Annotated in this window: 18 protein-coding genes; 9 read left to right on the forward strand and 9 right to left on the reverse strand. The window is 66.4% G+C overall.

Annotated elements, in window-relative coordinates; genetic code table 11:
• Window positions 1-217 precede the first annotated feature (217 nt).
• The 5 genes from LPA35_RS13180 (at window position 218) to LPA35_RS13200 (ending at window position 6,733) form a co-directional block, all read left to right on the forward strand.
• Window positions 218-952 (forward strand): hypothetical protein, encoded by a 735-nt coding sequence (locus tag LPA35_RS13180; RefSeq protein ID WP_121421491.1) that lies wholly within the window; start codon window positions 218-220, stop codon window positions 950-952.
• A 63-nt stretch (window positions 953-1,015) separates the two neighbouring features.
• Window positions 1,016-2,617 carry a Re/Si-specific NAD(P)(+) transhydrogenase subunit alpha gene (locus tag LPA35_RS13185; RefSeq protein WP_228897279.1) on the forward strand — a complete coding sequence of 534 codons (1,602 nt, stop codon included), beginning with the start codon at window positions 1,016-1,018 and terminating at the stop codon, window positions 2,615-2,617.
• Between the two features lie 35 nt (window positions 2,618-2,652).
• Entirely contained in the window at window positions 2,653-4,065 is a 1,413-nt protein-coding gene (pntB, locus tag LPA35_RS13190) for a Re/Si-specific NAD(P)(+) transhydrogenase subunit beta (protein ID WP_055398453.1), read from the forward strand.
• A gap of 90 nt (window positions 4,066-4,155) precedes the next feature.
• Complete coding sequence (locus LPA35_RS13195) at window positions 4,156-5,835, forward strand: long-chain-fatty-acid--CoA ligase (protein ID WP_121421489.1); 1,680 nt, start codon at window positions 4,156-4,158, stop codon at window positions 5,833-5,835.
• A gap of 130 nt (window positions 5,836-5,965) precedes the next feature.
• On the forward strand, window positions 5,966-6,733 hold the full coding sequence (locus LPA35_RS13200; protein ID WP_121421488.1) for a 5'-methylthioadenosine/adenosylhomocysteine nucleosidase: 768 nt from the start codon (window positions 5,966-5,968) through the stop codon (window positions 6,731-6,733).
• 294 nt (window positions 6,734-7,027) lie between these two features.
• Here the strand turns inward: LPA35_RS13200 and corA are convergent, their stop codons facing one another.
• The 5 genes from corA to LPA35_RS13225 form a co-directional block, all read right to left on the reverse strand.
• Window positions 7,028-8,014 (reverse strand): magnesium/cobalt transporter CorA, encoded by a 987-nt coding sequence (corA, locus tag LPA35_RS13205; protein ID WP_055398450.1) that lies wholly within the window; start codon window positions 8,012-8,014, stop codon window positions 7,028-7,030.
• Window positions 8,015-8,212: 198 nt separating this feature from the next.
• Window positions 8,213-8,995 (reverse strand): uracil-DNA glycosylase family protein, encoded by a 783-nt coding sequence (locus LPA35_RS13210; RefSeq protein ID WP_228897280.1) that lies wholly within the window; start codon window positions 8,993-8,995, stop codon window positions 8,213-8,215.
• Between the two features lie 28 nt (window positions 8,996-9,023).
• Window positions 9,024-9,503, reverse strand: a complete 480-nt coding sequence (gene rimI, locus LPA35_RS13215; RefSeq protein ID WP_055395464.1) for a ribosomal protein S18-alanine N-acetyltransferase — start codon at window positions 9,501-9,503, stop codon at window positions 9,024-9,026.
• Window positions 9,504-9,522: 19 nt separating this feature from the next.
• Complete coding sequence (gene tsaB / locus LPA35_RS13220; RefSeq protein ID WP_228897281.1) at window positions 9,523-10,239, reverse strand: tRNA (adenosine(37)-N6)-threonylcarbamoyltransferase complex dimerization subunit type 1 TsaB; 717 nt, start codon at window positions 10,237-10,239, stop codon at window positions 9,523-9,525.
• A 30-nt stretch (window positions 10,240-10,269) separates the two neighbouring features.
• Window positions 10,270-11,268, reverse strand: coding sequence for a DMT family transporter (locus LPA35_RS13225; RefSeq protein ID WP_228897282.1), 999 nt, complete (start codon window positions 11,266-11,268; stop codon window positions 10,270-10,272).
• A gap of 97 nt (window positions 11,269-11,365) precedes the next feature.
• Between LPA35_RS13225 and dacB the strand changes: the two genes are divergently transcribed.
• The 3 genes from dacB (at window position 11,366) to LPA35_RS13240 (ending at window position 14,588) form a co-directional block, all read left to right on the forward strand.
• Entirely contained in the window at window positions 11,366-12,838 is a 1,473-nt protein-coding gene (gene dacB, locus LPA35_RS13230; protein WP_228897283.1) for a D-alanyl-D-alanine carboxypeptidase/D-alanyl-D-alanine-endopeptidase, read from the forward strand.
• Between the two features lie 50 nt (window positions 12,839-12,888).
• Window positions 12,889-13,158 (forward strand): SemiSWEET transporter, encoded by a 270-nt coding sequence (locus LPA35_RS13235; RefSeq protein WP_055395455.1) that lies wholly within the window; start codon window positions 12,889-12,891, stop codon window positions 13,156-13,158.
• A 131-nt stretch (window positions 13,159-13,289) separates the two neighbouring features.
• The gene (locus tag LPA35_RS13240; RefSeq protein WP_218301898.1) at window positions 13,290-14,588 is read left to right on the forward strand and encodes a lipase family protein; all 1,299 of its coding nucleotides are present in this window, start codon (window positions 13,290-13,292) and stop codon (window positions 14,586-14,588) included.
• Window positions 14,589-14,712: 124 nt separating this feature from the next.
• On the opposite strand, the gene LPA35_RS13245 is transcribed toward LPA35_RS13240, so the two are convergent.
• The 4 genes from LPA35_RS13245 to purE all read right to left on the reverse strand — a co-directional run bounded on the left by LPA35_RS13245 (window position 14,713) and on the right by purE (window position 18,428).
• Entirely contained in the window at window positions 14,713-15,666 is a 954-nt protein-coding gene (locus LPA35_RS13245; RefSeq protein ID WP_228897284.1) for an SGNH/GDSL hydrolase family protein, read from the reverse strand.
• A 76-nt stretch (window positions 15,667-15,742) separates the two neighbouring features.
• The gene (locus LPA35_RS13250) at window positions 15,743-16,759 is read right to left on the reverse strand and encodes an L-threonylcarbamoyladenylate synthase (protein ID WP_218301900.1); all 1,017 of its coding nucleotides are present in this window, start codon (window positions 16,757-16,759) and stop codon (window positions 15,743-15,745) included.
• Between the two features lie 2 nt (window positions 16,760-16,761).
• A complete protein-coding gene (locus LPA35_RS13255) occupies window positions 16,762-17,937 on the reverse strand; it encodes a 5-(carboxyamino)imidazole ribonucleotide synthase (protein ID WP_218301901.1) in 1,176 nt (391 codons plus the stop codon).
• Window positions 17,934-18,428 carry a 5-(carboxyamino)imidazole ribonucleotide mutase gene (gene purE / locus LPA35_RS13260; RefSeq protein ID WP_055395445.1) on the reverse strand — a complete coding sequence of 165 codons (495 nt, stop codon included), beginning with the start codon at window positions 18,426-18,428 and terminating at the stop codon, window positions 17,934-17,936. Before purE ends, LPA35_RS13255 begins: the two co-directional genes overlap by 4 nt.
• 157 nt (window positions 18,429-18,585) lie before the next feature.
• Here purE and trxA point away from each other — a divergent pair, with 157 nt between their 5' ends.
• A complete protein-coding gene (gene trxA / locus LPA35_RS13265) occupies window positions 18,586-19,494 on the forward strand; it encodes a thioredoxin (RefSeq protein WP_218301902.1) in 909 nt (302 codons plus the stop codon).
• The last annotated feature ends 147 nt before the right edge of the window (window positions 19,495-19,641 follow it).

The following is a 19,641-nucleotide window of genomic DNA, read 5'->3' on the forward strand; positions in this document are numbered from 1 at the left end:
CTACAGCAGACAAAGGTGACAGCGACAAGATCTTCTTCATGTAAGCTCGCGGTCAGCTTGCCCACCGGCAGCGCCGCAAGAAGTGTCCGATACCAGGGCGCTTTCAACACATTTCTCACCAGCTACACCGAGCTGGTTGTTGCATGGCAGAAGCCGTCGATGGACGGACTCGGGTGCCGTGGGATGATTGAAGGCGAATTCGTATGAACCTTTCTCTATGACTCTGACAATTTCAAAGTTCCGGCGGCTGTTGCCTCTCTTGCCTGTGTTGGCTGTGACGGTGTTCACGGTGGCGTGCGCGCCCCTGACCGTTCCTCCCAAGTCCGAATATCCCGTGGGTCGCGCCCGTCTGGTGTTGCCGCCGGGGGCGTGGCAGGACCTGGGAACCTCCGAAGAAGCCACATCCAGCCCCGCAGGCCGTACCCCGCTCCAGACGCGTGCGGTGGCGCTGCGGGGTGCACAAGGCGAATGGCTGGCTGCGGTGCGCGTGCAGACCAACCGCACCGGCGATCTGCGCGGGTCTCCGCAAGGGGTGGGGTACTGCCCGCCGCAACAGGACGTCGTGGTCAAAGATCCCGCGGATGGCAGTCCCGTGCGCGCCGACTGCCTGCGCTTCAAGCTTTGGGCGAGCAGCCCCAAGTGGCTTGAAAAGAACCGACCCGATCTGGGCCAATGGATGGCCAGCCGCCAGATCGCGCTGAGCACCCCCTATGCGCATGTGAGCTACCGCTATGTCACCGAAGCGGGTGTCTGGGTGGCGGTGGATGCCCTGGTGGACCAGCGGCTGATCAGCGTCCGGCCGCGCAACAACGAAGAGTTCCTGCTCGCAGGTCTGCCCTTCCAGCAGTGGGCCTATGACCTGGCCCAGGCTGCGCGCCTGAGCGCCGGCATGGTGGACGGCCACCTGGCCATTCCGCCTTTCCCGTTCCCCACGCCCACATCCAGGCCCTAGCTCGCCAGTTTTTCCCTGCCTGGCGGCCTTGCATAACGATTACGAAACTCGAGGAGACCTCTAATGCAGACAACCCCCGTCCCGCAGCCGCAGCGTATCGGCGTGCCCAGGGAGACCTTCCCCGGTGAAAAGCGCGTGGCCACCGTGCCCGATGTGGTGGAAAAGCTGATCAAGCTGGGCTTCGCGGTCACGGTGGAGTCGGGGGCTGGGGATGGCGCCAATTTCAGCGATGACGCCTACCGCGCCGCCGGGGCTCAGATCGTGGGCGACGCTGCCGCGCTGTGGGCTGCATCCGATATCGTCTTCAAGGTGCGCCCGCCCAGCAGCGACGAAGTGGCGCTGATGCGCGAGGGTTCGACGCTCATCGATTTCATCTGGCCCGCCCAGAACCCGGAACTGATGCAGCAGTTGGCCGCGAAGAAGGCCACGGTGCTCGCCATCGACTGCCTGCCACGTACGCTCTCCCGCGCGCAGAAGATGGACGCGCTCACCTCCACCGCAGGCGTCAGCGGCTACCGCGCCGTCATCGAGGCGGCCAACGCCTTTGGCCGCTTCTTCAACGGCCAGATCACGGCGGCGGGCAAGGTGCCGCCCGCCAAGGTGTTCATTGCAGGCGCTGGCGTGGCGGGTCTTGCGGCCATTGGCACGGCGGCCAACCTGGGCGCCATCGTGCGCGCCAACGACACACGTGCCGAGGTGGCCGACCAGGTCAAGTCGCTGGGCGGTGAGTTCGTCAAGGTGGACTATGAGGAAGAAGGCTCGGGTGGCGGCGGTTACGCCAAGGTCATGAGTGAGGGCTTCCAGGCCGCGCAGCGCAAGATGTACGCGGAGCAGGCGAAAGACGCCGACATCATCATCACCACCGCGCTGATCCCCGGCAAGCCCGCGCCCAAGCTCATCACGGCCGAGATGGTGCAGAGCATGAAGCCCGGCAGCGTGATCGTGGACATGGCCGCCGAGCAAGGTGGCAACTGTGAGCTGACGGTGCCCGGCCAGGCCGTGGTGCGCCATGGTGTGACCATCGTCGGCTACACCGACCTGGCTTCGCGCTTGGCCAAGCAGTCGTCCACCCTGTATTCCACCAACCTCCTGCGCCTGACCGAAGAGCTGTGCAAGGCCAAGGACGGCGTGGCCGTGGTCAACATGGAGGATGACGCGATCCGGGGCCTTACCGTGGTCAAGGATGGTGCCATCACTTGGCCTGCGCCACCGCTCAAGCAGGCCCCTGCACCGGCACCCAAGGCTGCGGCGGCACCCGTGGCCGCCAAGAAATCCAGCCATGGCCCCGGTGCACCCATGTCCGCCAAGACGCTGACCATTGTTTTTGCCGTGCTGGCCGTGCTGTTCTGGGCCATCGGTGCCTATGCGCCTGTGGCCTTCCTGGGGCACTTCACGGTGTTCGTGCTGGCCTGTTTCATCGGCTACATGGTGGTGTGGAACGTCACGCCCGCGCTGCACACGCCGCTGATGAGCGTGACCAACGCCATCTCCAGCATCATCGCCATCGGCGCGCTGGTGCAGATTGCGCCGCCCGATGCGGGCATCAATGGGCGCCCGGATGGGCTCATCCTGTGGCTTGCCTTTGCCGCCCTGGTGCTCACGGCCGTCAACATGTTCGGTGGCTTTGCGGTCACGCGCCGCATGCTCGCCATGTTCCGCAAGTAATCCGATAACGACAAGAACAACGAGGAGCACAGAACATGTCCCAAAGTCTCGCTACCGTGGCCTACCTGGGCGCGGCCATTTTGTTCATCCTGAGCCTGGGCGGGCTCTCCAACCCCGAAACCTCGCGCCGGGGCAACCTGTTCGGCATGGTCGGCATGGCGCTGGCCGTGCTGGCCACGGTGTTCGGCCCGCGCGTCAGCCCCGCAGGGGTGGCCTGGATCGTCGGCGCGCTGGTCATTGGCGGCGGCATCGGCCTGTATGCGGCCAAGGTCGTCAAGATGACGCAGATGCCGGAGCTGGTCGCGCTCATGCACAGTCTGGTGGGTCTTGCGGCCTGCCTGGTGGGGTTTGCCAGCTATGTGGATACCTCGATCCAGCTGCAAGGCGCGGAGAAGATCATCCACGAGGTGGAGATCTATGTCGGCATCCTGATCGGCGCCATCACGTTCAGCGGATCACTGATCGCCTTTGGCAAGCTCAACGGCAAGATCGGTGGCAAGCCGCTGTTGCTGCCCGGCCGCCACTGGATGAACCTGGCTGCGCTGCTGATCGTGATCTGGTTTGGCCGCGAGTTTTTGCGCGCCGAAACCATCGAGCAGGGCATGGTGCCGCTGATGGTGATGACGGCGATCGCGCTGCTGTTCGGCATTCACATGGTGATGGCCATCGGTGGCGCCGACATGCCGGTGGTGGTGTCCATGCTCAACAGCTACTCGGGTTGGGCGGCGGCGGCCACGGGCTTCATGCTGTCCAACGACCTGCTCATCGTCACGGGCGCGCTCGTGGGCTCCTCGGGCGCCATCCTGTCCTACATCATGTGCAACGCGATGAACCGCAACTTCATCAGCGTGATCGCGGGCGGCTTTGGCTCGGGCGCTGGAACTCCCGCCAAAAAAGGCGAGGCCACCGAGCCACAGGGCGAGGCCGTACCCGTCAGCTCCGCCGAGACGGCCGAGCTGCTGCGCGACGCCAAGAGTGTGATCATCGTGCCCGGCTACGGCATGGCTGTGGCCCAGGCCCAGCACACGGTGTACGAGATCACCAAGACCTTGCGCGAGAAGGGCGTGGAGGTGCGCTTTGCCATCCACCCCGTGGCAGGCCGCATGCCTGGCCACATGAACGTGCTGCTGGCCGAGGCCAAGGTGCCCTACGACATCGTGATGGAGATGGACGAGATCAACGAGGACTTCCCGAATGCCGACGTGGCCATGGTCATCGGCGCCAACGACATCGTGAACCCGAGCGCGCTCGACGATCCGTCCAGCCCCATCGCCGGCATGCCGGTGCTCGAAGTGTGGAAGGCCAAGACCTCGATCGTGATGAAGCGCTCCATGGCGTCGGGCTATGCGGGGGTGGACAACCCTCTGTTCTACAAGGACAACAATCGCATGCTGTTTGGCGACGCCAAGAAAATGCTCGACGAAGTTCTTTCCGCGCTCAAGGGGTGACGGGCATAATTCCACCGCAAAAAAGCACGACCGTGCTGTTAGGCGCAGCACGGATTTCACGACCTCAATAAAACTTATCAGGAGACAACAATGACCCATCGCCCCTGGCTGACTGCCTATCCGCAAGGCGTCCCCGCAGACATCGACACCACGCAATACCCGTCGCTCGTGGCCCTCATGGACGAGGCGTTCACCAAGTACGCTGGCCGCGTGGCCTACAGCTTCATGGGCAAGGAAGTGACCTATGCCCAGACCGACTCCCTGAGCAGTGCGTTTGCGGCCTACCTGCAGGGCCTGGGCCTGGTCAAGGGCGACCGTGTGGCCATCATGATGCCCAACGTGCCGCAGTATCCCGTCACGGTGGCCGCCATCCTGCGCGCAGGTTTTGTGGTGGTCAATGTGAACCCGCTGTACACGCCGCGCGAACTGGAGCATCAGCTCAAGGACTCGGGTGCCAAGGCCATCGTCATCATCGAAAACTTCGCCACCACGCTGCAAAGCTGCATTGCGAACACGCCCGTCAAGCACGTGGTGCTGTGCGCCATGGGCGACCAGTTGGGCCTGCTCAAGGGCGCGCTCGTCAACTATGTGGTGCGCAACGTCAAGAAGATGGTGCCCGCCTACAACCTGCCGGGTGCCGTGCGCTTCAATGACGCGGTGGCCCAGGGCACGCGCGGCACGCTCAAGAAGCCCGATATCAAGCCTGACGACATCGCGCTGCTGCAATACACCGGCGGCACCACGGGTGTGAGCAAGGGCGCCGTGCTGCTGCACCGCAACGTGATCGCCAACGTGCTGCAGTCCGAGGCGTGGAACGACCCCGTGATGAAGAAGGTGCCCGCAGGCGAACAGCAGACCAGCATCTGCGCGCTGCCGCTGTACCACATCTTTGCGTTCACCGTGAACATGATGCTGAGCATGCGCACAGGCGGCAAGACCATCCTGATCCCCAACCCACGCGACCTGCCTGCCGTGCTCAAGGAACTGTCCAAGCACACCTTCCACAGCTTCCCGGCCGTGAACACGCTGTTCAACGGCCTGGCCAACCACCCCGACTTCAATACCGTCAACTGGAAGAACCTCAAGGTCTCGGTGGGCGGGGGCATGGCCGTGCAGGGCGCCGTGGCCAAACTGTGGCTGGAGAAGACCGGTTGCCCCATCTGCGAAGGTTACGGCCTGTCGGAGACCAGCCCCTCGGTCAGCTGCAACCCCGTGACCGCCAAGGAGTTCACGGGCACCATTGGCGTGCCGCTCCCCGGCACCCTGATGAAGCTGATCGACGACGACGGCAAGGAAGTCACCACCCTCGGCCAGCCCGGCGAGATCGCGATCAAGGGCCCGCAGGTGATGGCCGGGTACTGGCAGCGCCCCGATGAAACCGCCAAGGTCATGACCGACGACGGCTTCTTCAAGTCCGGCGACATCGGTGTCATGGACGAGCGCGGCTTCTTCAAGATCGTGGACCGCAAGAAGGACATGGTGCTGGTCAGCGGCTTCAACGTCTACCCCAACGAGGTGGAAGAGGTCGTGGCCAACTGCCCCGGCGTGCTCGAATGCGCCGTGGTGGGCGTGCCTGACGAGAAGACCGGTGAAGCCGTCAAGCTCGTGATCGTCAAGAAAGACCCCGCGCTCACCGAAGCGCAGGTCAAGGAGTTCTGCCGCGCTGAACTCACGGGCTACAAGCAGCCCAAGGTCATCGAGTTCCGCACCGAGCTGCCCAAGACGCCCGTGGGCAAGATCCTGCGCCGCGAGCTGCGCGACAAGAAATGACCATCCCCCTGAGCCGCTTCGCGGCTTCCCCCTTCTCTCGGCTCGCGCCGGGAAGGGGGACGACGTCAGCGGCCTGGCGAAGCCAGTTCCACGGCGTCCGCTGGTATGGGTCGTGTCGGTTTCGTAGGCCATGACCACCGCCATCCTCAGCGCCTTGCCCGAAGAGCAAAGCTCGCTGGTTGATCACCTCTTGCACCCTCAGCGGGTGATGCACGCAGGCCGGGCTTTCTGGCTGGGTGATCTGCAGGGCCGCCCGGTGGTGTTGGCGCTGTCGGGTATCGGCAAGGTGGCGGCGGCCACCACGGCCACGGCGCTCATCGAGCGTTTCGGTGTGGCGCGCATCGTCTTCACCGGGGTTGCGGGCGGTGTGGGCGATGGCGTGAATGTGGGCGATGTGGTGGTAGCGCAGGACTACCTCCAACACGACATGGACGCCTCTCCCCTGTTCCCCCGCTGGGAAGTGCCGGGCTACGCACGCAGCCGCCTGGTCTGTGATGCGGCATTGTCTGCTACGCTTTTGGAAGCTGCTCACGCTTGTGTATCAAGCGCTAGAGGCCAATTTGGCTTGGAGTATGTGCCGCAGAGTACATCGGAAGATGCCCTGCACCGCGCGCACCACGGCCTGGTTGCCAGCGGGGACCGCTTTGTTTCTGCCGCCGATGAAGCCCACCGTCTGCGCACCACGTTGCACGACGCTGGCCACAATGTGCTGGCCGTAGAAATGGAAGGCGCCGCCGTCGCCCAGGTGTGTCACGACTACGGCATCCCCTTCGCCGCGGTGCGCACCATCTCCGACCGCGCCGACGACACCGCGCACGTGGACTTCCCCCTCTTCGTGCAGACCGTAGCCAGCCGCTATGCCGAGCACATGGTGCTTGCCCTCATGCAGAAACTATGAAATTGATAGCTTCTAGCGCTTTATCGATAGGCGCTAGAGGTCAATTTGACTCATATTTTGCGTTGAGATAACCGACGAACCGATTACCTGCTTCGCTTCGGTTTCGACAGGCTCAGCCCGAGCGGTCGGGAGACCGAATTCATGGAGTCCGCTATAGCGCCGGGGCTACAAGTTCGACAACTGCGCCGTGAAACCGGCGCACCCCAAATACCAGCGCCACCGCGGAACCGGCTTTGCCGGGCCGCTGGAGGAGTCCCCCTCAGGGGGAAGGCGCGCAGCGCCACAGGGGGAAGCCTATTTAAGCCAGCCGCGCTTGCGGAAATACCACATGGGCCCGAGCGCACTGGCCACCATCAGCGCAAGCGCATACGGGTAGCCCAGCGACCAGTCCAGCTCGGGCATGAACTTGAAGTTCATGCCGTACACGCTGGCGATCAGCGTGGGCGGCAGCAGCGCCACGCTGGCCACCGAGAAGATCTTGATAATCTTGTTCTGGTTGATGTTGATGAAACCGACCGTGGCGTCCATCAAGAAGTTGATCTTGTCGAACAGGAACGCCGTGTGGTTGTCCAGCGATTCGATGTCGCGCAGGATCTGGCGGGCTTCCTCGAACTGCTCGGAGTTGAGCATCTTGCTGCGCATCATGAAGCTCACCGCGCGGCGGGTGTCCATCACGTTGCGGCGGATGCGGCCGTTCAAGTCTTCCTGGCGGGCAATGGCGCCCAGCACCTCGCCAGCAAGGGCGTCGGTCACGTCGCCTGCCAGCACTTGCTTGCTGACTTTCTCCAGCTCGTCGTAGATGTTTTCGAGCGTGTCGGCCGAATACTCGGCGTCGGCATCGAACAGCTTGAGCAGAACTTCCTTGGCGTCCTCGATGAGGCCCGGCGCGCGGCGTGCGCGCATGCGCAGCAGGCGGAACACCGGCACGTCTTCGTCGTGGATGGAAAACAGCACGCCCCGGCTCTTGAGGTTGGCGTTGTGCTGGTTCAGGATGAAGGCCACGCGCACCGAGCGGGGGTCTTCGTCGTCGTCAATCAAGAAGTCACTGCGGATGTGCAGCTCGCCGTTGTCTTCTTCGTAGAAGCGGGCGGATTCCTCGATGTCCTCGTCCATCGCATCCTCGGGGATGGACAGGCCGTAGTGCTGCTTGATCCAGCGTTTTTCTTCGAGCGTGGGGGCTTCCAGGTCCACCCAGATCGGCTGGAACTTGGTCAGCTCTTCCAGCGATTCAATTTCTTCCTGGAACAGCCGGCCATTGGCGAGCGTGAAGATGTTGAGCATGGGCTCACTCCCTTGTTGTATGGCATCTGCGGTGTGGGGGATCGGGTGCTTTCAACCCCACAGCGGCAGGCCGGGGAGCTGAAAGCTACCAACTCGGGTAGGTTTCCAAGGAGCTTTCTCCGTAAAAAAATGGACAGGCGGCGGATTATGGCACTGCGGCTGCAGTGGAGTCGTTGCAAATGCCCGCGCCCTCAGCGGTCAGCCGGGCGAAGCCTGGCGCACGATGGCCAGCGCCCGGCACAGGTCGGCCCAGGCGGCGGCCTTGACGTCTTGCGAGCGCAAGAGAAACGCGGGGTCGTAGGTCACCACGGCCGGGCATTCCGCCAGCTGGTGCGGGCCCGCGCGCAGGCGGCCCAGCGGCTCGGTGCGCCCCAGCGCCGCCCGCGCCGCCACATGGCCCAGCACCAGGACCAGGGCGGGTTGTAACTCAGCCACGGCGTCGGCCAGCGCGGCGGGGATGTTGCTGTCGCCACCGGTCTCTGCGCCGGCTGCAGTGCGCTCCAGCGCAGCAAGGAACACACGGGGGTGCTTGTGCAGCTGCATGGCGCGCAGCATGTTGTCCAGCAGCCGGCCTGCGTCGCCACCCAGCGGCACGCCCGGCGTCAGGCTCTCGGTCACGATCAGCCAGCCTCCACCCAGCCCGGCCGGGGTCTGCGATGGGTCGGCGCTGGGGTAAAGCACCTGGGGCGCATGCAGCCGCAAGCTGGGGATGGCCGGTGCTGCGCCTGCGTTCTCTACCGCAGGTGCCGGTGCGGGTGCTCGCGGGGCCGCTGGCTGGGGCGCTCGCGCAGCAGGAGGGCTAGCCACGGCGGGTGCCGGGGCGGTGGGGGGCGCCATGCGGGCGGCAGGGGCGGGCGCCGCCACGGCGACGGCGGGGGCCCCGGCTGTGGTGCGGGCTACGGGTGCCTCCGGCTGCACCCACACGGTGACGCCCATTTCTTGCAGCATGGCGCGCTGCCGCGCATCGAGGTGAAGGCTCATGGAAAAAAGGGCCGGTTGAAGGTGTTGCTCACAGTGCCAGGCTCATGACCACGGCATCTTCGCGCTGGCCCAGGTCGGCGGGGTAGTAGCGCTTGCGTTCGCCCACGCGTCGGAACCCGTGTGTCTGGTAGATGTGCTGGGCGCGCAGGTTGCTCACGCGCACCTCCAGCCACAGCCACTGGGCGCCGCGCCCGCGCGACCACAGGGCCAGCGCGTCCAGCAGCACCCGCGCCCAGCCCTGGCGCTGGAACTCGGGGGTGACGGTGATATTGAGCAGGTGCACCTCGTCCACCCCCATCATGGCCACGAAGTAGCCCAGCAGGTGCTCGTCCGCCATCAGCACCTGTGCCTGGTAGCCCGAGGCCATGGCATCGGTGAAGTTGCCGCGTGTCCAGGGGTGCGAATAGGCACGTTGTTCCACCGCCAGCACGGCATCCAGCCGCGCGAGCGTGAGGGCTTCAAAGCGCGCCTCGGGCGCGCCGGCAGGCGGGGTGGGCAGGGCGCTCATGGGGTCTGGCAGAAAGGATTCACAGAGGAGCGGGCACCGCCTGGGCGGCGCGCAGCGCAGCCCGCTCGGCGGTGGTTTGTGCCACTTTATCGCGGATGTAGCGCGGCAGCGCATCGCTGGCCGGCACACCTTCGCCCGCTGCCAGCAAGGCCAGTGCCACGCGCAGCAGCGCCGTGGCTGTGGGCAGCGCGGCCACGTGGGCGGCCGTGGGCGCCAGCCGCTCGCCATAGGGCGTGCGCGCATTGCCTGCCACCGTCCACCCTGCGGGGGCAAGCACGGATTCCGGCGCACCCAGGCCAAAGTCGCCCTCGGTGTGCCAGCGGTCCTGGGCGGCGACCCATTCGCAGCGCGCGTGGTAGACCTCGTCCATGCGCGCGTCCAGCACCGCCACCACCTGCGTGCAGCCGTGCGCGTGGCGCGCTTCCTCGGCCACGGCCAGCAGGGTGTCCACGGGCAGCACCGGCACACCCTGGCCCCCGCGCGCGCCAAACGCCAGCCCCTGGGCCACGGCGCAGGCGGTGCGCAGGCCGGTGAAGGAGCCTGGGCCTCGGCCAAAAACAATGGCCTCCAGCGTGTCGAACGACAGGCCCGCTTGTGCCATCAGGCTGCGCACCGTCGGGATCAGGGTGGCCGATGCTTGCGCGCCCCCGGGGCCCGTGTGCTGCCACACGGCATCCCCGTGCTGGACGGCAATGGATAGGGTGTCGGTGCTGGTGTCGAAAGCAAGCAGATTCATGGGGCCAGTGGGGTTGCGCGGCAAAGGAGGTCAGGGGACGGTAGGGCCAGGCACGGGCGTGGGCGGGGTGACCGCAGGCGCCTGGCTCCTGCGCAGCACGCCCAGCAGGATACCGGCAGTCACCAGCAGCAGGCCAGCGACGAGGTTCCAGTACATCGGCTCGTCCAGAAAAATCACCGCGCCGATGGCCGAGAGGCCGGGCACCAGGGCCGTGATCATGGTGGAGCGCACCGGGCCATAGTGCTGGATCATGCGGGTGAAGCCAATGCCCGAGATCACCACCGACCCGCCACCTTGGAACGCCATGTGAAAGACGATCTCGCTCCACGGCGCAATGGCCAGGTGGCTGGTGACGGTTCCCAGCGCAATCAGCAGGGCATAGCTGGGAACATAGACCAGGCAGGCAAACGCGGTGATGGCGATGGTGGCCTGCACGGCGTCCACGGCGTGGCGCCGGGCCAGCACGCTGTAGGTGGCCCAGCAGGAGGCGGCCAGCATGAACAGCACGTCGCCCTTCCACACATCACCGCCCGAAAACGCTGCCAGCAGGCTGCGCCCGCCCACCAGCAGGTCGCCTGTCACGATCAGCGCCAGGCCCGCCGCGCGCAGCGGGGTGATGTGGTCGCGCAGCAGCACGGCGGCGAGCAGCGCCGTCCACAGCGGCAGGCTGCCCGGCATGAGCACTGCTGCATGGGTGGCGGGCGCGTGGAAGAACCCCGCATAGGCCAGCATGGCGTAGAGCAGACCGCCAAAGCTGCCCAGCAGCACCGTGGTGCGCAGCGGCAGGGGCGAGATACCTGCCAGACTGGAGGGCGGGGCCGCAGAGCCCGGTGCTGTGGTGCGCTGCCGCACCATCCACCAGCCCCAGGGCAGCAGGACCAGGCTGGCGCCCACGATGCGCAGCAGCGCAATGTCGAACGGGGTGAGTGTGCGCTGGGCCGAGGCGCGGGCAATGAGGATGAAACCCGTCCAGATGGTGACCGTCACGACTGCCGCCAGCAGGCCGATGGCACGAGGAGAAAAACGCATCGGAGGATTATCGGTGGGTGGGGGCGGCTGCGCTTGCAGCGGGTCTGGACGCCGGCGCGACCCAGGTGGGCTTCCTGCCGGGCGATAGACTCGCTCCATGCTTTTGCTTCCTGTTTTTTGGCGCCGCGCTGCGCTGCGTGGGGCCCTGGGTGTTGTCGTGGCTTGGTTGGCTCTGGTGGGGGCTGTTGACACGGCCCAGGCCCAGGCGGCGGCGCCCGCAACCCCGCTGCCGCCCGAGGTCGAAGCCGCCCTGGCCCGCGCCAGGTTGCCGCGCGAGGCCCTGTCGGTGATGGTGGTGGATGCCCAGGGCGGCAAGACTTCGCCTGTGCGCCTGGCGCACCGTGCGCAGTTGCCGGTGAACCCGGCATCGGTGATGAAGCTGGTGACCACTTACGCCGCGCTGGAGCAACTGGGCCCCGCCTATGTGTGGAACACCCCGGTCTATCTGCAGGGCACGGTGCAGGACGGTAGCCTGCGGGGCAACGTCTACATCCAGGGCCAGGGAGACCCCAAGCTGGTCATGGAGCGGCTGTGGCTGCTGATGCGCCGCCTGCAGGGCCAGGGTATCCAGGTCATCGTGGGCGACATCGTGCTCGACCGCACCGCCTTTGAGGTGCCCGACCACGATCCAGCGCGATTTGATGGCGAGCCCCTGCGCCCCTACAACGCCGCGCCCGACGCGCTGCTGCTCAACTACAAATCGTCGGTGATGACCTTTGTGCCGGATGCCGCCGCAGGCCTGGCGCGCATTCAGTACGACCCACCCCTGGCGGGCGTGGCGCGCCAGGCCACCGTGGCGCTGGGCGCGCCGGGCACCGAGTGTGGCGACTGGCGTGGTGCCTTGCGGGCGGAGCTGGCCGACCCGGCCAAGGTGAGCTTTCAGGGCGTGTACCCCGCGGCATGTGGCGAGCGCGTCTGGCCCGTGGCGGCGGCCGACCCACGCGGCTTTGCGGCGCGTGCGGTGGAGGGCATGTGGCGCGAACTGGGCGGCAAGCTCACGGGCAGCGTGCGCGAGGGCAAGGTGCCGCCTGGCCTGAAGCCTGCCTTCACCGTCACCTCGCCCGCGCTGTCCGAGGTGGTGCGTGACGTGAACAAATACAGCAACAACGTGATGGCGCAGCAGGTGTTCCTGACGCTGGCATTGCAGAAAAACGGCGTGGCCACCTTCGACGGCGCGCGCGATGCCCTGCGCCAGTGGTGGCTTGCACGCATCGGCGACGCCGAGCTGCCCCAGGCCGACAACGGCGCAGGCCTGAGCCGCGATGCCCGCCTGACGGCCCAGGCACTGGCGCGCATGCTGCAGGTAGCCTGGGTATCGCCCGTGATGCCGGAGCTGGTGGCGTCGCTGCCCATCTCTGGGGTGGACGGCACGCTGCGCCGCAGCCAGAGCCGTGCGGGCACGGCCCACCTCAAGACGGGCAGCCTGCGCGATGTGATGGCCGTGGCCGGTTACGTGCACGCGGCCAGCGGGCGGCGGTATGTGCTGGTGGCCGTGGTCAACCATGCCAATGCCGGCGCTGCAAGGCCCGTGCTCGACAGCCTGATCGACTGGACCGCGCGCGACCAGTGAATAATGCGCACTCGCGCAGCCATCCGCCGCGCAGTCACCCGCCTCCCTTCATGTCCACCACCGAGCTGATCGGCTACGTTGCCGCCTTCCTGACCACCTGCAGCTTCGTTCCGCAGGCCCTGCACACCTTCCGCACCCGCGATGTCCGGGGCATCTCTCTGGGCATGTACAGCGTGTTCACGGCGGGGGTGGCGCTGTGGCTGGTGTATGGCGTCGTCCTGGCGGCGTGGCCCATCGTGGTGGCCAACGCCATCACGCTCGCACTGGCGGGGACGATCCTGGGGATGAAGCTGGTCTACGGGGCGCGTGGCCACCGTTGAGCGGCCACTGCTGGCGGGCTGCTGTCACCTAGGCGTCTGCCCGCTGGTTCGGTCCGCGTTATCCCCTATGGATGGTGCAGTGCAGGTGCGCGCACGATGCGTCGTTGTTTCTTGACCTGAGGTATCCATCCATGAAGTATTTCCGCCTTACCTGTGTTGCCGCTGCTGCGGTGCTGCTTGTCGCCTGCGGTGGCTCTGACGATCCAGACCGTGGCTCGCTGATCGACCCCCCTGCCGTGATGACCACGCTGACGGCCGCACAGATCGACGCAGGCACCTCCAGCAGCGGCCTGCAGGCCATCACGGGCAAGGCGAAGTGTGATGTCAAGGTGGTGGCGCTCAACTACGCCACCGTCGGCGCCAAGGCCGGAGAGAACACCAACGCCTCGGGCGTGATGCTGGTGCCCGCTGGCAGCTGCAGCACGGCCGCACCGCTGATTGCCTACGCCAAGGGCACCGATGTGCAAAAGCCCCGCACCCTGGCCAACCCGCAGGACAACGAAACCTTCCTGCTCGCCGCCATGTACGCCGCCCAGGGCTATGCCGTGGTGGCCACCGACTACCTGGGCTTTGCCAAGTCGGGCTACAGCTACCACCCCTACCTGCATGCCGATTCGGAAGCCACCACGGTCATCGACTCGGTGCGTGCCGCGCGCAATGCAGCGGGCACCGTGGGGGCCAATCTGTCGGGCAAGGTCATGTTCACGGGCTACTCGCAGGGCGGGCACTCGTCGATGGCCGCACACCGCGCTGCCGAGCGCGACTATGGCAGCGAATTCAATGTGGTCGCAGGCGCCCACCTGGCCGGCCCTTACAACCTGTCGGGCTCGCTGCGCATTCCGGATGCGATTGCCGGGGTGCAGTTCTTCGTGCCGTATCTGGTGACGGCCTGGCAGAAGGTCTATGGCGACGTTTACACGGACGTCAAGCAGGTCTTCAAGGCACCGTACTCGGGCTACATCGAAAACCTGCTGCCCAACCCCACGATGACCTACACCACCCTGCTCACCTCGGGCACCCTGCCCGCAGGCACGCCCAACCAGGCGCGCGACGCGCTGTTCCAGTCCGCCTTCATCACGGGCTCGCAGACCAGCACCACCCACCCGCTGTACCTGGCGGCCAAGAAGAACGACCTGCTGGGCTGGAGCCCCAAGGCCCGAGTGCTGCTGTGCGGCGGCGCGGGTGACCCCACAGTGCCGCCTGCCATCCACCAGCGCGTGATGAAGGCCGACTTCGACAGCCGGGGCCTGACCAACGTGACCTCGGTCGACGTCGATGCCGCCATCCAGGCCACCTTTGGCCCGGGTGGTCAGGCCCCCACCGACCCCGCATCGGCCGCGTTTGCCACCTACTACGGCGCCTACCATGGCACCTACGAACCCCCGTTCTGCCACGCCCAGGCGCGCGCTGTGTTCGACATGGTCAAGTAAGCCAGCTGGCTTGCCACAGCAAGCTGCACAGCAAAAAGCCGACCCAAGGGTCGGCTTTTTTTGTGGGCCGCTGCCCCTGCACAGCAGCAGGCTCAGCGGCGGCTGGGGGCGAGTCAGCAGCCCCTTACCAGCGGGCGCGCAGGCGGTCGTAAGCGTAGGTGCCGAACTGGCGTTGCGCCGAGGGCGTGAGGTACACCGGGTCGGCAAACACGTAGGAGGTCTGGCTGGCGCCTGGCATCAGCGTGGAGGCGGTGCACAGGGCAGAGTTGACCTGTCCTGCGCCGATGCCGATGCCGTTGGTGGCATCCACCGAGGTGCACACGGCCGTGGTGGCGTTGTTGAAACCGTAGTTGGCGGGTACGCCGGTGTACAGGTTCACGTAGTAGGCCAGGTCCACATACAGTACGTTGGCACCCAGGTCCACGATGCCCACGAGCAGGCCGTCGTTGAAGCGGCTGCTGGCGTCAGCCAACAGGGCTTCGCGGCCAATGGTCTTGGCCCAGGGGGTCTTGCTCAGGTCGTAGGTTCCCGTCACGACCACATATTTGGCGCCTGCGGCGACCAGGCGTCGCACCTGCGCGGCCATGTCTTCACCCGCCTGGCGGGCTGCGGCCACCATGGCGGCCTCGGTCTGGGTGCCGGCCTGCACGGCGGCCATGCCGGCAATCACGTCGCTGATGCCGCCGCTCAGAAACACCACGTCACTGGCGCCAAAGCTGCCACTGGCCAAAAAGGTGTCGATCTGCTCGGTGATGGTGGGGGTGCTGGCGTTGCCTGCCGCGTCGGGCTTGATCTTCACGCGGGCATTGCCTACGGCATAGCTCTTGCCACCCGCAGAGGCGGCCGCAAGGGGCTTGCCGTAGTTGGCAGCCACCTGCAGGGTCCAGTTGTTCACGCTGCCGTCGTTAACGGTATAGCGCGTTCCTTTTTGCCCCACATCGCTGTTGGCATCGCCAAACGCGATGAAGCGCTCGGGCGCGATGGCCGATTCGGTGGTGCTGGAACCGCAGGCCGCGAGCAACGCGGCCGACGCACATGCGGCGACCAGTACGGTGCGGCGCATCCAATTTGCTGCCATGTATTTCTCCAGAAAAGTGGGGGGTAGTTTAGCGGTGCAACGTCAACGCATGTAAAGCCGCCTGGCGCGGCCGGAATCACGCTGCAGACGCACGCTGCAGTCGGTCGCGCACGCCTTCCCACTCGGGGCTGGTGGGCGGGGTCTCGATCCAGATCAGTTTCACGCCATCGTCGTCAAAGCCGCGCAGCACCGCGAACAGCTGCTGGGCCGTGGCGGTGGCGTCGTCGGGCATGCGGCGCATGACGAGCTTGGACGATTGGGTGCGCAGCGCAGCACGGGCATACACCGCGATGTGGGCGGCGTCGGCGCCCAGCAGGTCCAGGCCGGTCTGCAGCGCCTTGGCGTCCATCAGCCGCACCTTGGCGGCGGGCGCGTAGTGCGCTTCGAGCGTGCCCGAGGCGCGGGGCGTGAGCGCGGGCATGTCGTCCTTGGACAGCGGCGCAATGCCGCAGGCCGCCCGGATCTGCTCGCGCGTGATGGCGCCGGGGCGCAGCAGCACGGGCACGCCCCGCGTGCAGTCCACGATGGTGCTTTCGATGCCCACTTCGCACGGGCCGCCGTCGAGCACCAGCAGCTCGGCGCCCAGCTCGTCCTGCACGTGCCGGGCGGTCGTGGGGCTCACGCGGCCAAAGCGGTTGGCGCTGGGGGCGGCCACGCCCCACACGGGCGGGCCGCCCTGGGCGTCGCTGTCGCCGGGTGCGGCGCAGGCCAGCAGCAGGGCATGGGCCACGGGGTGGGCGGGGCAGCGCAGTCCCACGCTGTCCTGCCCGCCCGTGGCGGCGCTGGCCACGCCGGGCAGGCGCGGCAGGATGAGCGTGAGCGGGCCGGGCCAGAAGGCATCGACGAGCTTCTGCGCAAAGCTCGGCACCTCGCTGGCGAAGTGCGCAATGCCCTCGGCGTTGGCCACATGCACGATCAGGGGGTGGTCGCTGGGGCGCCCCTTGGCCACAAAAATCTGCGCCACGGCGGCATCGCTGCTGGCATCGGCCGCCAGGCCGTACACCGTCTCAGTGGGCAGGCCGAGCAGCGCGCCGCTGCGCACGGCCCGCGCTGCGGCGGCGATGGATGCGGGCTGGGTGCCGTCAAGAATCATGGTCAGAACGGTGCGATGCCCAGCAGGGCCGCCGCCTGCAGGGCAGTGGCACGTGCTGCTTCGGGGGTGGCTGCGGTGATGTTGAGATGCCCCATCTTGCGGCCGCGTTTGGCGTCGCGCTTGCCATACAGGTGCAGGTGCGTGCCGGGCAGGGCCAGCACCTCGGCCCAGGGGGGCGTCTGCGCGGCGTCGCCGTGCGCAAACCACAGGTCGCCCAGCAGGTTGAGCATCACGGCGGGGCTGTGCTGGCGCGGCTGCGTGAGCGGCAGGCGGGCCATGGTGCGCACCTGCAGCTCGAACTGCGACACATCGCAGGCGTTCTGGCTGTAGTGGCCGCTGTTGTGTGGGCGCGGGGCGATCTCGTTCACCACCAGGCTGCCGTCCTGCAGCACAAAGAACTCCACGCAGAGCACGCCGACGTATTGCAAACCATTTGCTATCGAAACTGCAGCTGCTACCGCTTGCTGGGCAAGCGCTGGAGGCAGATTTTGTTCAAAAACCTCCGTCACCGCCAGAATCCCGTCGCGGTGCAGGTTGCGCTGCACGGGCAGGTGCACGGTGCCACCGTCGGCGCCGCGCGCCACGATCACCGAGCATTCCAGCGCCAGCGGCAGCATCTTCTCCAGCACGCAGGGCACCTTGCCGACAGAGTCCCAGGCAGCGGCCAGCTCGGCGGGCGTCTTCACGCGCACCTGGCCCTTGCCGTCGTAGCCCATGCGGGCCGTCTTCAGGATGCCTGGTAACAGATCAGAAGAAACTGCAGCCAGTTGCTCAGCCGTTTCGATCACCGCATACGGCGCACAGGGCACGCCGCAGGCCACAAAGTGGGCCTTTTCCCGCGCACGGTCTTGCGCCACCGACACAGCGCTGGCGGCGGGCGACACGGGGCGTTGCGCAGCCAGTGCAGCCAGCGCGGTAGCGGGCACGTTTTCGAACTCGGTGGTCACAGCATCCGACAGGCGGGCCAGCTCGGCCAGGCCTTGCGGATCTTCATAGCCGGTCTGGATGTGGTGGTGGCTCACCAGCCCGGCCGGGCTGGTGGGGTCGGCGTCGAGCACGGCCGTGAAGTAGCCCATGGCCTGCGCCTGGTGCACAAACATGCGGCCCAGCTGGCCGCCGCCGAGCACGCCCAGCGTGGCGCCAGGCAGCAGCGCTGTCAAAGTGTTGTCGGCGCTCATGCAGCGGGCGGCAAGGTCATGTTGCGGGCCACTTCCGTCTGCTCGGCGCGAAAGGCTTCGAGCCGCTGGCGCAGCTCGGGGCTCTCATTGGCCAGCAGGGCCACGGCGAACAGGGCCGCATTGGCAGCGCCCGCCGTGCCGATGGCGAACGTGGCCACGGGGATGCCCTTGGGCATCTGCACGATGCTGTGCAGCGAATCCACACCCTGCAGGTGGCGGCTGGCCACGGGCACGCCCAGCACGGGAACGGTGGTCTTGGCGGCAATCATGCCGGGCAGGTGGGCGGCGCCACCGGCGCCCGCGATGATGGCTTTGAGGCCCCGGCCGGCAGCGGCCTCGGCGTAGGCAAACATGTCGTCGGGCATGCGGTGGGCCGAGACCACGCGGGCCTCGTGCGCGATGCCGAACTGTTCAAGAATCTGCACTGCATGCTGCATGGTGTCCCAGTCGCTGCTGGAACCCATGACCACGCCGATCTGGATGGGTTTCATGGTGTGGAGGGCGCTGGCGGGCAGGTTGCGCCTGCTCTGCCGCTGTAGGTGGAACCCGCGATTTTACTTTTTGCGCCTCCCTTCCCGGCATGGGGCTGTTTCGATGGGCCAAAATAGCGCGCAAACCGCTCCACAGGCCCCTGGCCTCCACACCGCCATGATTGACGTCACCGTAGAAAATTTTGAAACCGAGGTGGTTGCTGCCTCGATGAACGTGCCCGTGCTGGTGGACTTCTGGGCGCCCTGGTGTGGCCCCTGCAAGTCGCTGGGGCCGGTGCTGGAAAAGCTGGAGACCGACTACGCGGGCCGCTTCAAGCTGGTCAAGATCGATTCGGACCAGGAGCAGCAGCTGGCGGGCATGTTCGGCATCCGCAGCATTCCCACCTGCGTGCTGCTCATGAACGGCCAGCCCGTGGATGGCTTCATGGGCGCCCTGCCCGAAGGCCAGGTGCGCGCCTTCCTGGACAAGCACATCCCCACCGCCGAAGAACTGGTGGCGGAAATCGAGGAAGAAGAAGCCCAGGACGCCCTGGCCGAAGGCGACACCAGTACCGCGCTGGAGAAGCTGCAGCACGCCGTGGTGACCGATCCTTCCAATGACGACGCGCGCTTCGACTACGTCAAGCTGCTGCTGCAGTTGCGTCGCGAGGACGACGCCAAGGTGGCCTTTGCCCCCGTCATCGCTAAGGCCGCAGCCTCGCGCAAGCTGGGTGCGTTGAAAGCCTGGATGGATGCTATTGATTTCGTAGCTTCTAACGATTATGGGGAAGGCGCTGGCGCCGATTTTGATGCAAAAATCGCCGCCAACAAGCGCGACTTTGACACCCGCTACGCCCGCGCCCGCTGGCTCATGGCCGACCAGCGCTGGACGGACGCCATGGACGAACTGCTCGAAATCCTCATGCGCGACAAGGCCTGGGGCGAAGAGGCCGCCCGCAAGACCTATGTGGCCATCCTTGAAATCATCGAGCCGCCCAAGGTGAAGGTGGCCGACGGCCAGATCCCACCCGACGACCCGGTGGTGGCGACCTACCGGCGCCGCTTGTCGAGCGTGGTGCTCAGTTGAGCTGAGCGGGGTTCACCCCATGACCCGTCCTGGAATAGGTTGACACCTATGCGGGATTGAATCCCAGCCGCAATTGGCTTGCAAGAGACGCCCGGTGCATCGCATCGGGCGTTTTGTATTCTAGGGACAGGTGGGGCCGCTGCTCGT

Origin of the sequence: Acidovorax sp. Leaf73, assembly GCF_916855635.1 — a bacterium.
GTDB classification, from domain to species: Bacteria; Pseudomonadota; Gammaproteobacteria; order Burkholderiales; family Burkholderiaceae_C; genus Acidovorax; species Acidovorax facilis.

What these genes read in the sequence shown, in the direction of transcription:
- LPA35_RS13180 (WP_121421491.1), top strand. Translation starts at nt 218, where the DNA reads ATGACTCTGACAATTTCAAAGTTCCGGCGGCTGTTGCCTCTCTTGCCT.
- LPA35_RS13185 (WP_228897279.1), top strand. Translation starts at nt 1,016, where the DNA reads ATGCAGACAACCCCCGTCCCGCAGCCGCAGCGTATCGGCGTGCCCAGG.
- pntB (WP_055398453.1), top strand. Translation starts at nt 2,653, where the DNA reads ATGTCCCAAAGTCTCGCTACCGTGGCCTACCTGGGCGCGGCCATTTTG.
- LPA35_RS13195 (WP_121421489.1), top strand. Translation starts at nt 4,156, where the DNA reads ATGACCCATCGCCCCTGGCTGACTGCCTATCCGCAAGGCGTCCCCGCA.
- LPA35_RS13200 (WP_121421488.1), top strand. Translation starts at nt 5,966, where the DNA reads ATGACCACCGCCATCCTCAGCGCCTTGCCCGAAGAGCAAAGCTCGCTG.
- corA (WP_055398450.1), bottom strand. Translation starts at nt 8,014, where the DNA reads ATGCTCAACATCTTCACGCTCGCCAATGGCCGGCTGTTCCAGGAAGAA.
- LPA35_RS13210 (WP_228897280.1), bottom strand. Translation starts at nt 8,995, where the DNA reads ATGAGCCTTCACCTCGATGCGCGGCAGCGCGCCATGCTGCAAGAAATG.
- rimI (WP_055395464.1), bottom strand. Translation starts at nt 9,503, where the DNA reads ATGAGCGCCCTGCCCACCCCGCCTGCCGGCGCGCCCGAGGCGCGCTTT.
- tsaB (WP_228897281.1), bottom strand. Translation starts at nt 10,239, where the DNA reads ATGAATCTGCTTGCTTTCGACACCAGCACCGACACCCTATCCATTGCC.
- LPA35_RS13225 (WP_228897282.1), bottom strand. Translation starts at nt 11,268, where the DNA reads ATGCGTTTTTCTCCTCGTGCCATCGGCCTGCTGGCGGCAGTCGTGACG.
- dacB (WP_228897283.1), top strand. Translation starts at nt 11,366, where the DNA reads ATGCTTTTGCTTCCTGTTTTTTGGCGCCGCGCTGCGCTGCGTGGGGCC.
- LPA35_RS13235 (WP_055395455.1), top strand. Translation starts at nt 12,889, where the DNA reads ATGTCCACCACCGAGCTGATCGGCTACGTTGCCGCCTTCCTGACCACC.
- LPA35_RS13240 (WP_218301898.1), top strand. Translation starts at nt 13,290, where the DNA reads ATGAAGTATTTCCGCCTTACCTGTGTTGCCGCTGCTGCGGTGCTGCTT.
- LPA35_RS13245 (WP_228897284.1), bottom strand. Translation starts at nt 15,666, where the DNA reads ATGGCAGCAAATTGGATGCGCCGCACCGTACTGGTCGCCGCATGTGCG.
- LPA35_RS13250 (WP_218301900.1), bottom strand. Translation starts at nt 16,759, where the DNA reads ATGATTCTTGACGGCACCCAGCCCGCATCCATCGCCGCCGCAGCGCGG.
- LPA35_RS13255 (WP_218301901.1), bottom strand. Translation starts at nt 17,937, where the DNA reads ATGAGCGCCGACAACACTTTGACAGCGCTGCTGCCTGGCGCCACGCTG.
- purE (WP_055395445.1), bottom strand. Translation starts at nt 18,428, where the DNA reads ATGAAACCCATCCAGATCGGCGTGGTCATGGGTTCCAGCAGCGACTGG.
- trxA (WP_218301902.1), top strand. Translation starts at nt 18,586, where the DNA reads ATGATTGACGTCACCGTAGAAAATTTTGAAACCGAGGTGGTTGCTGCC.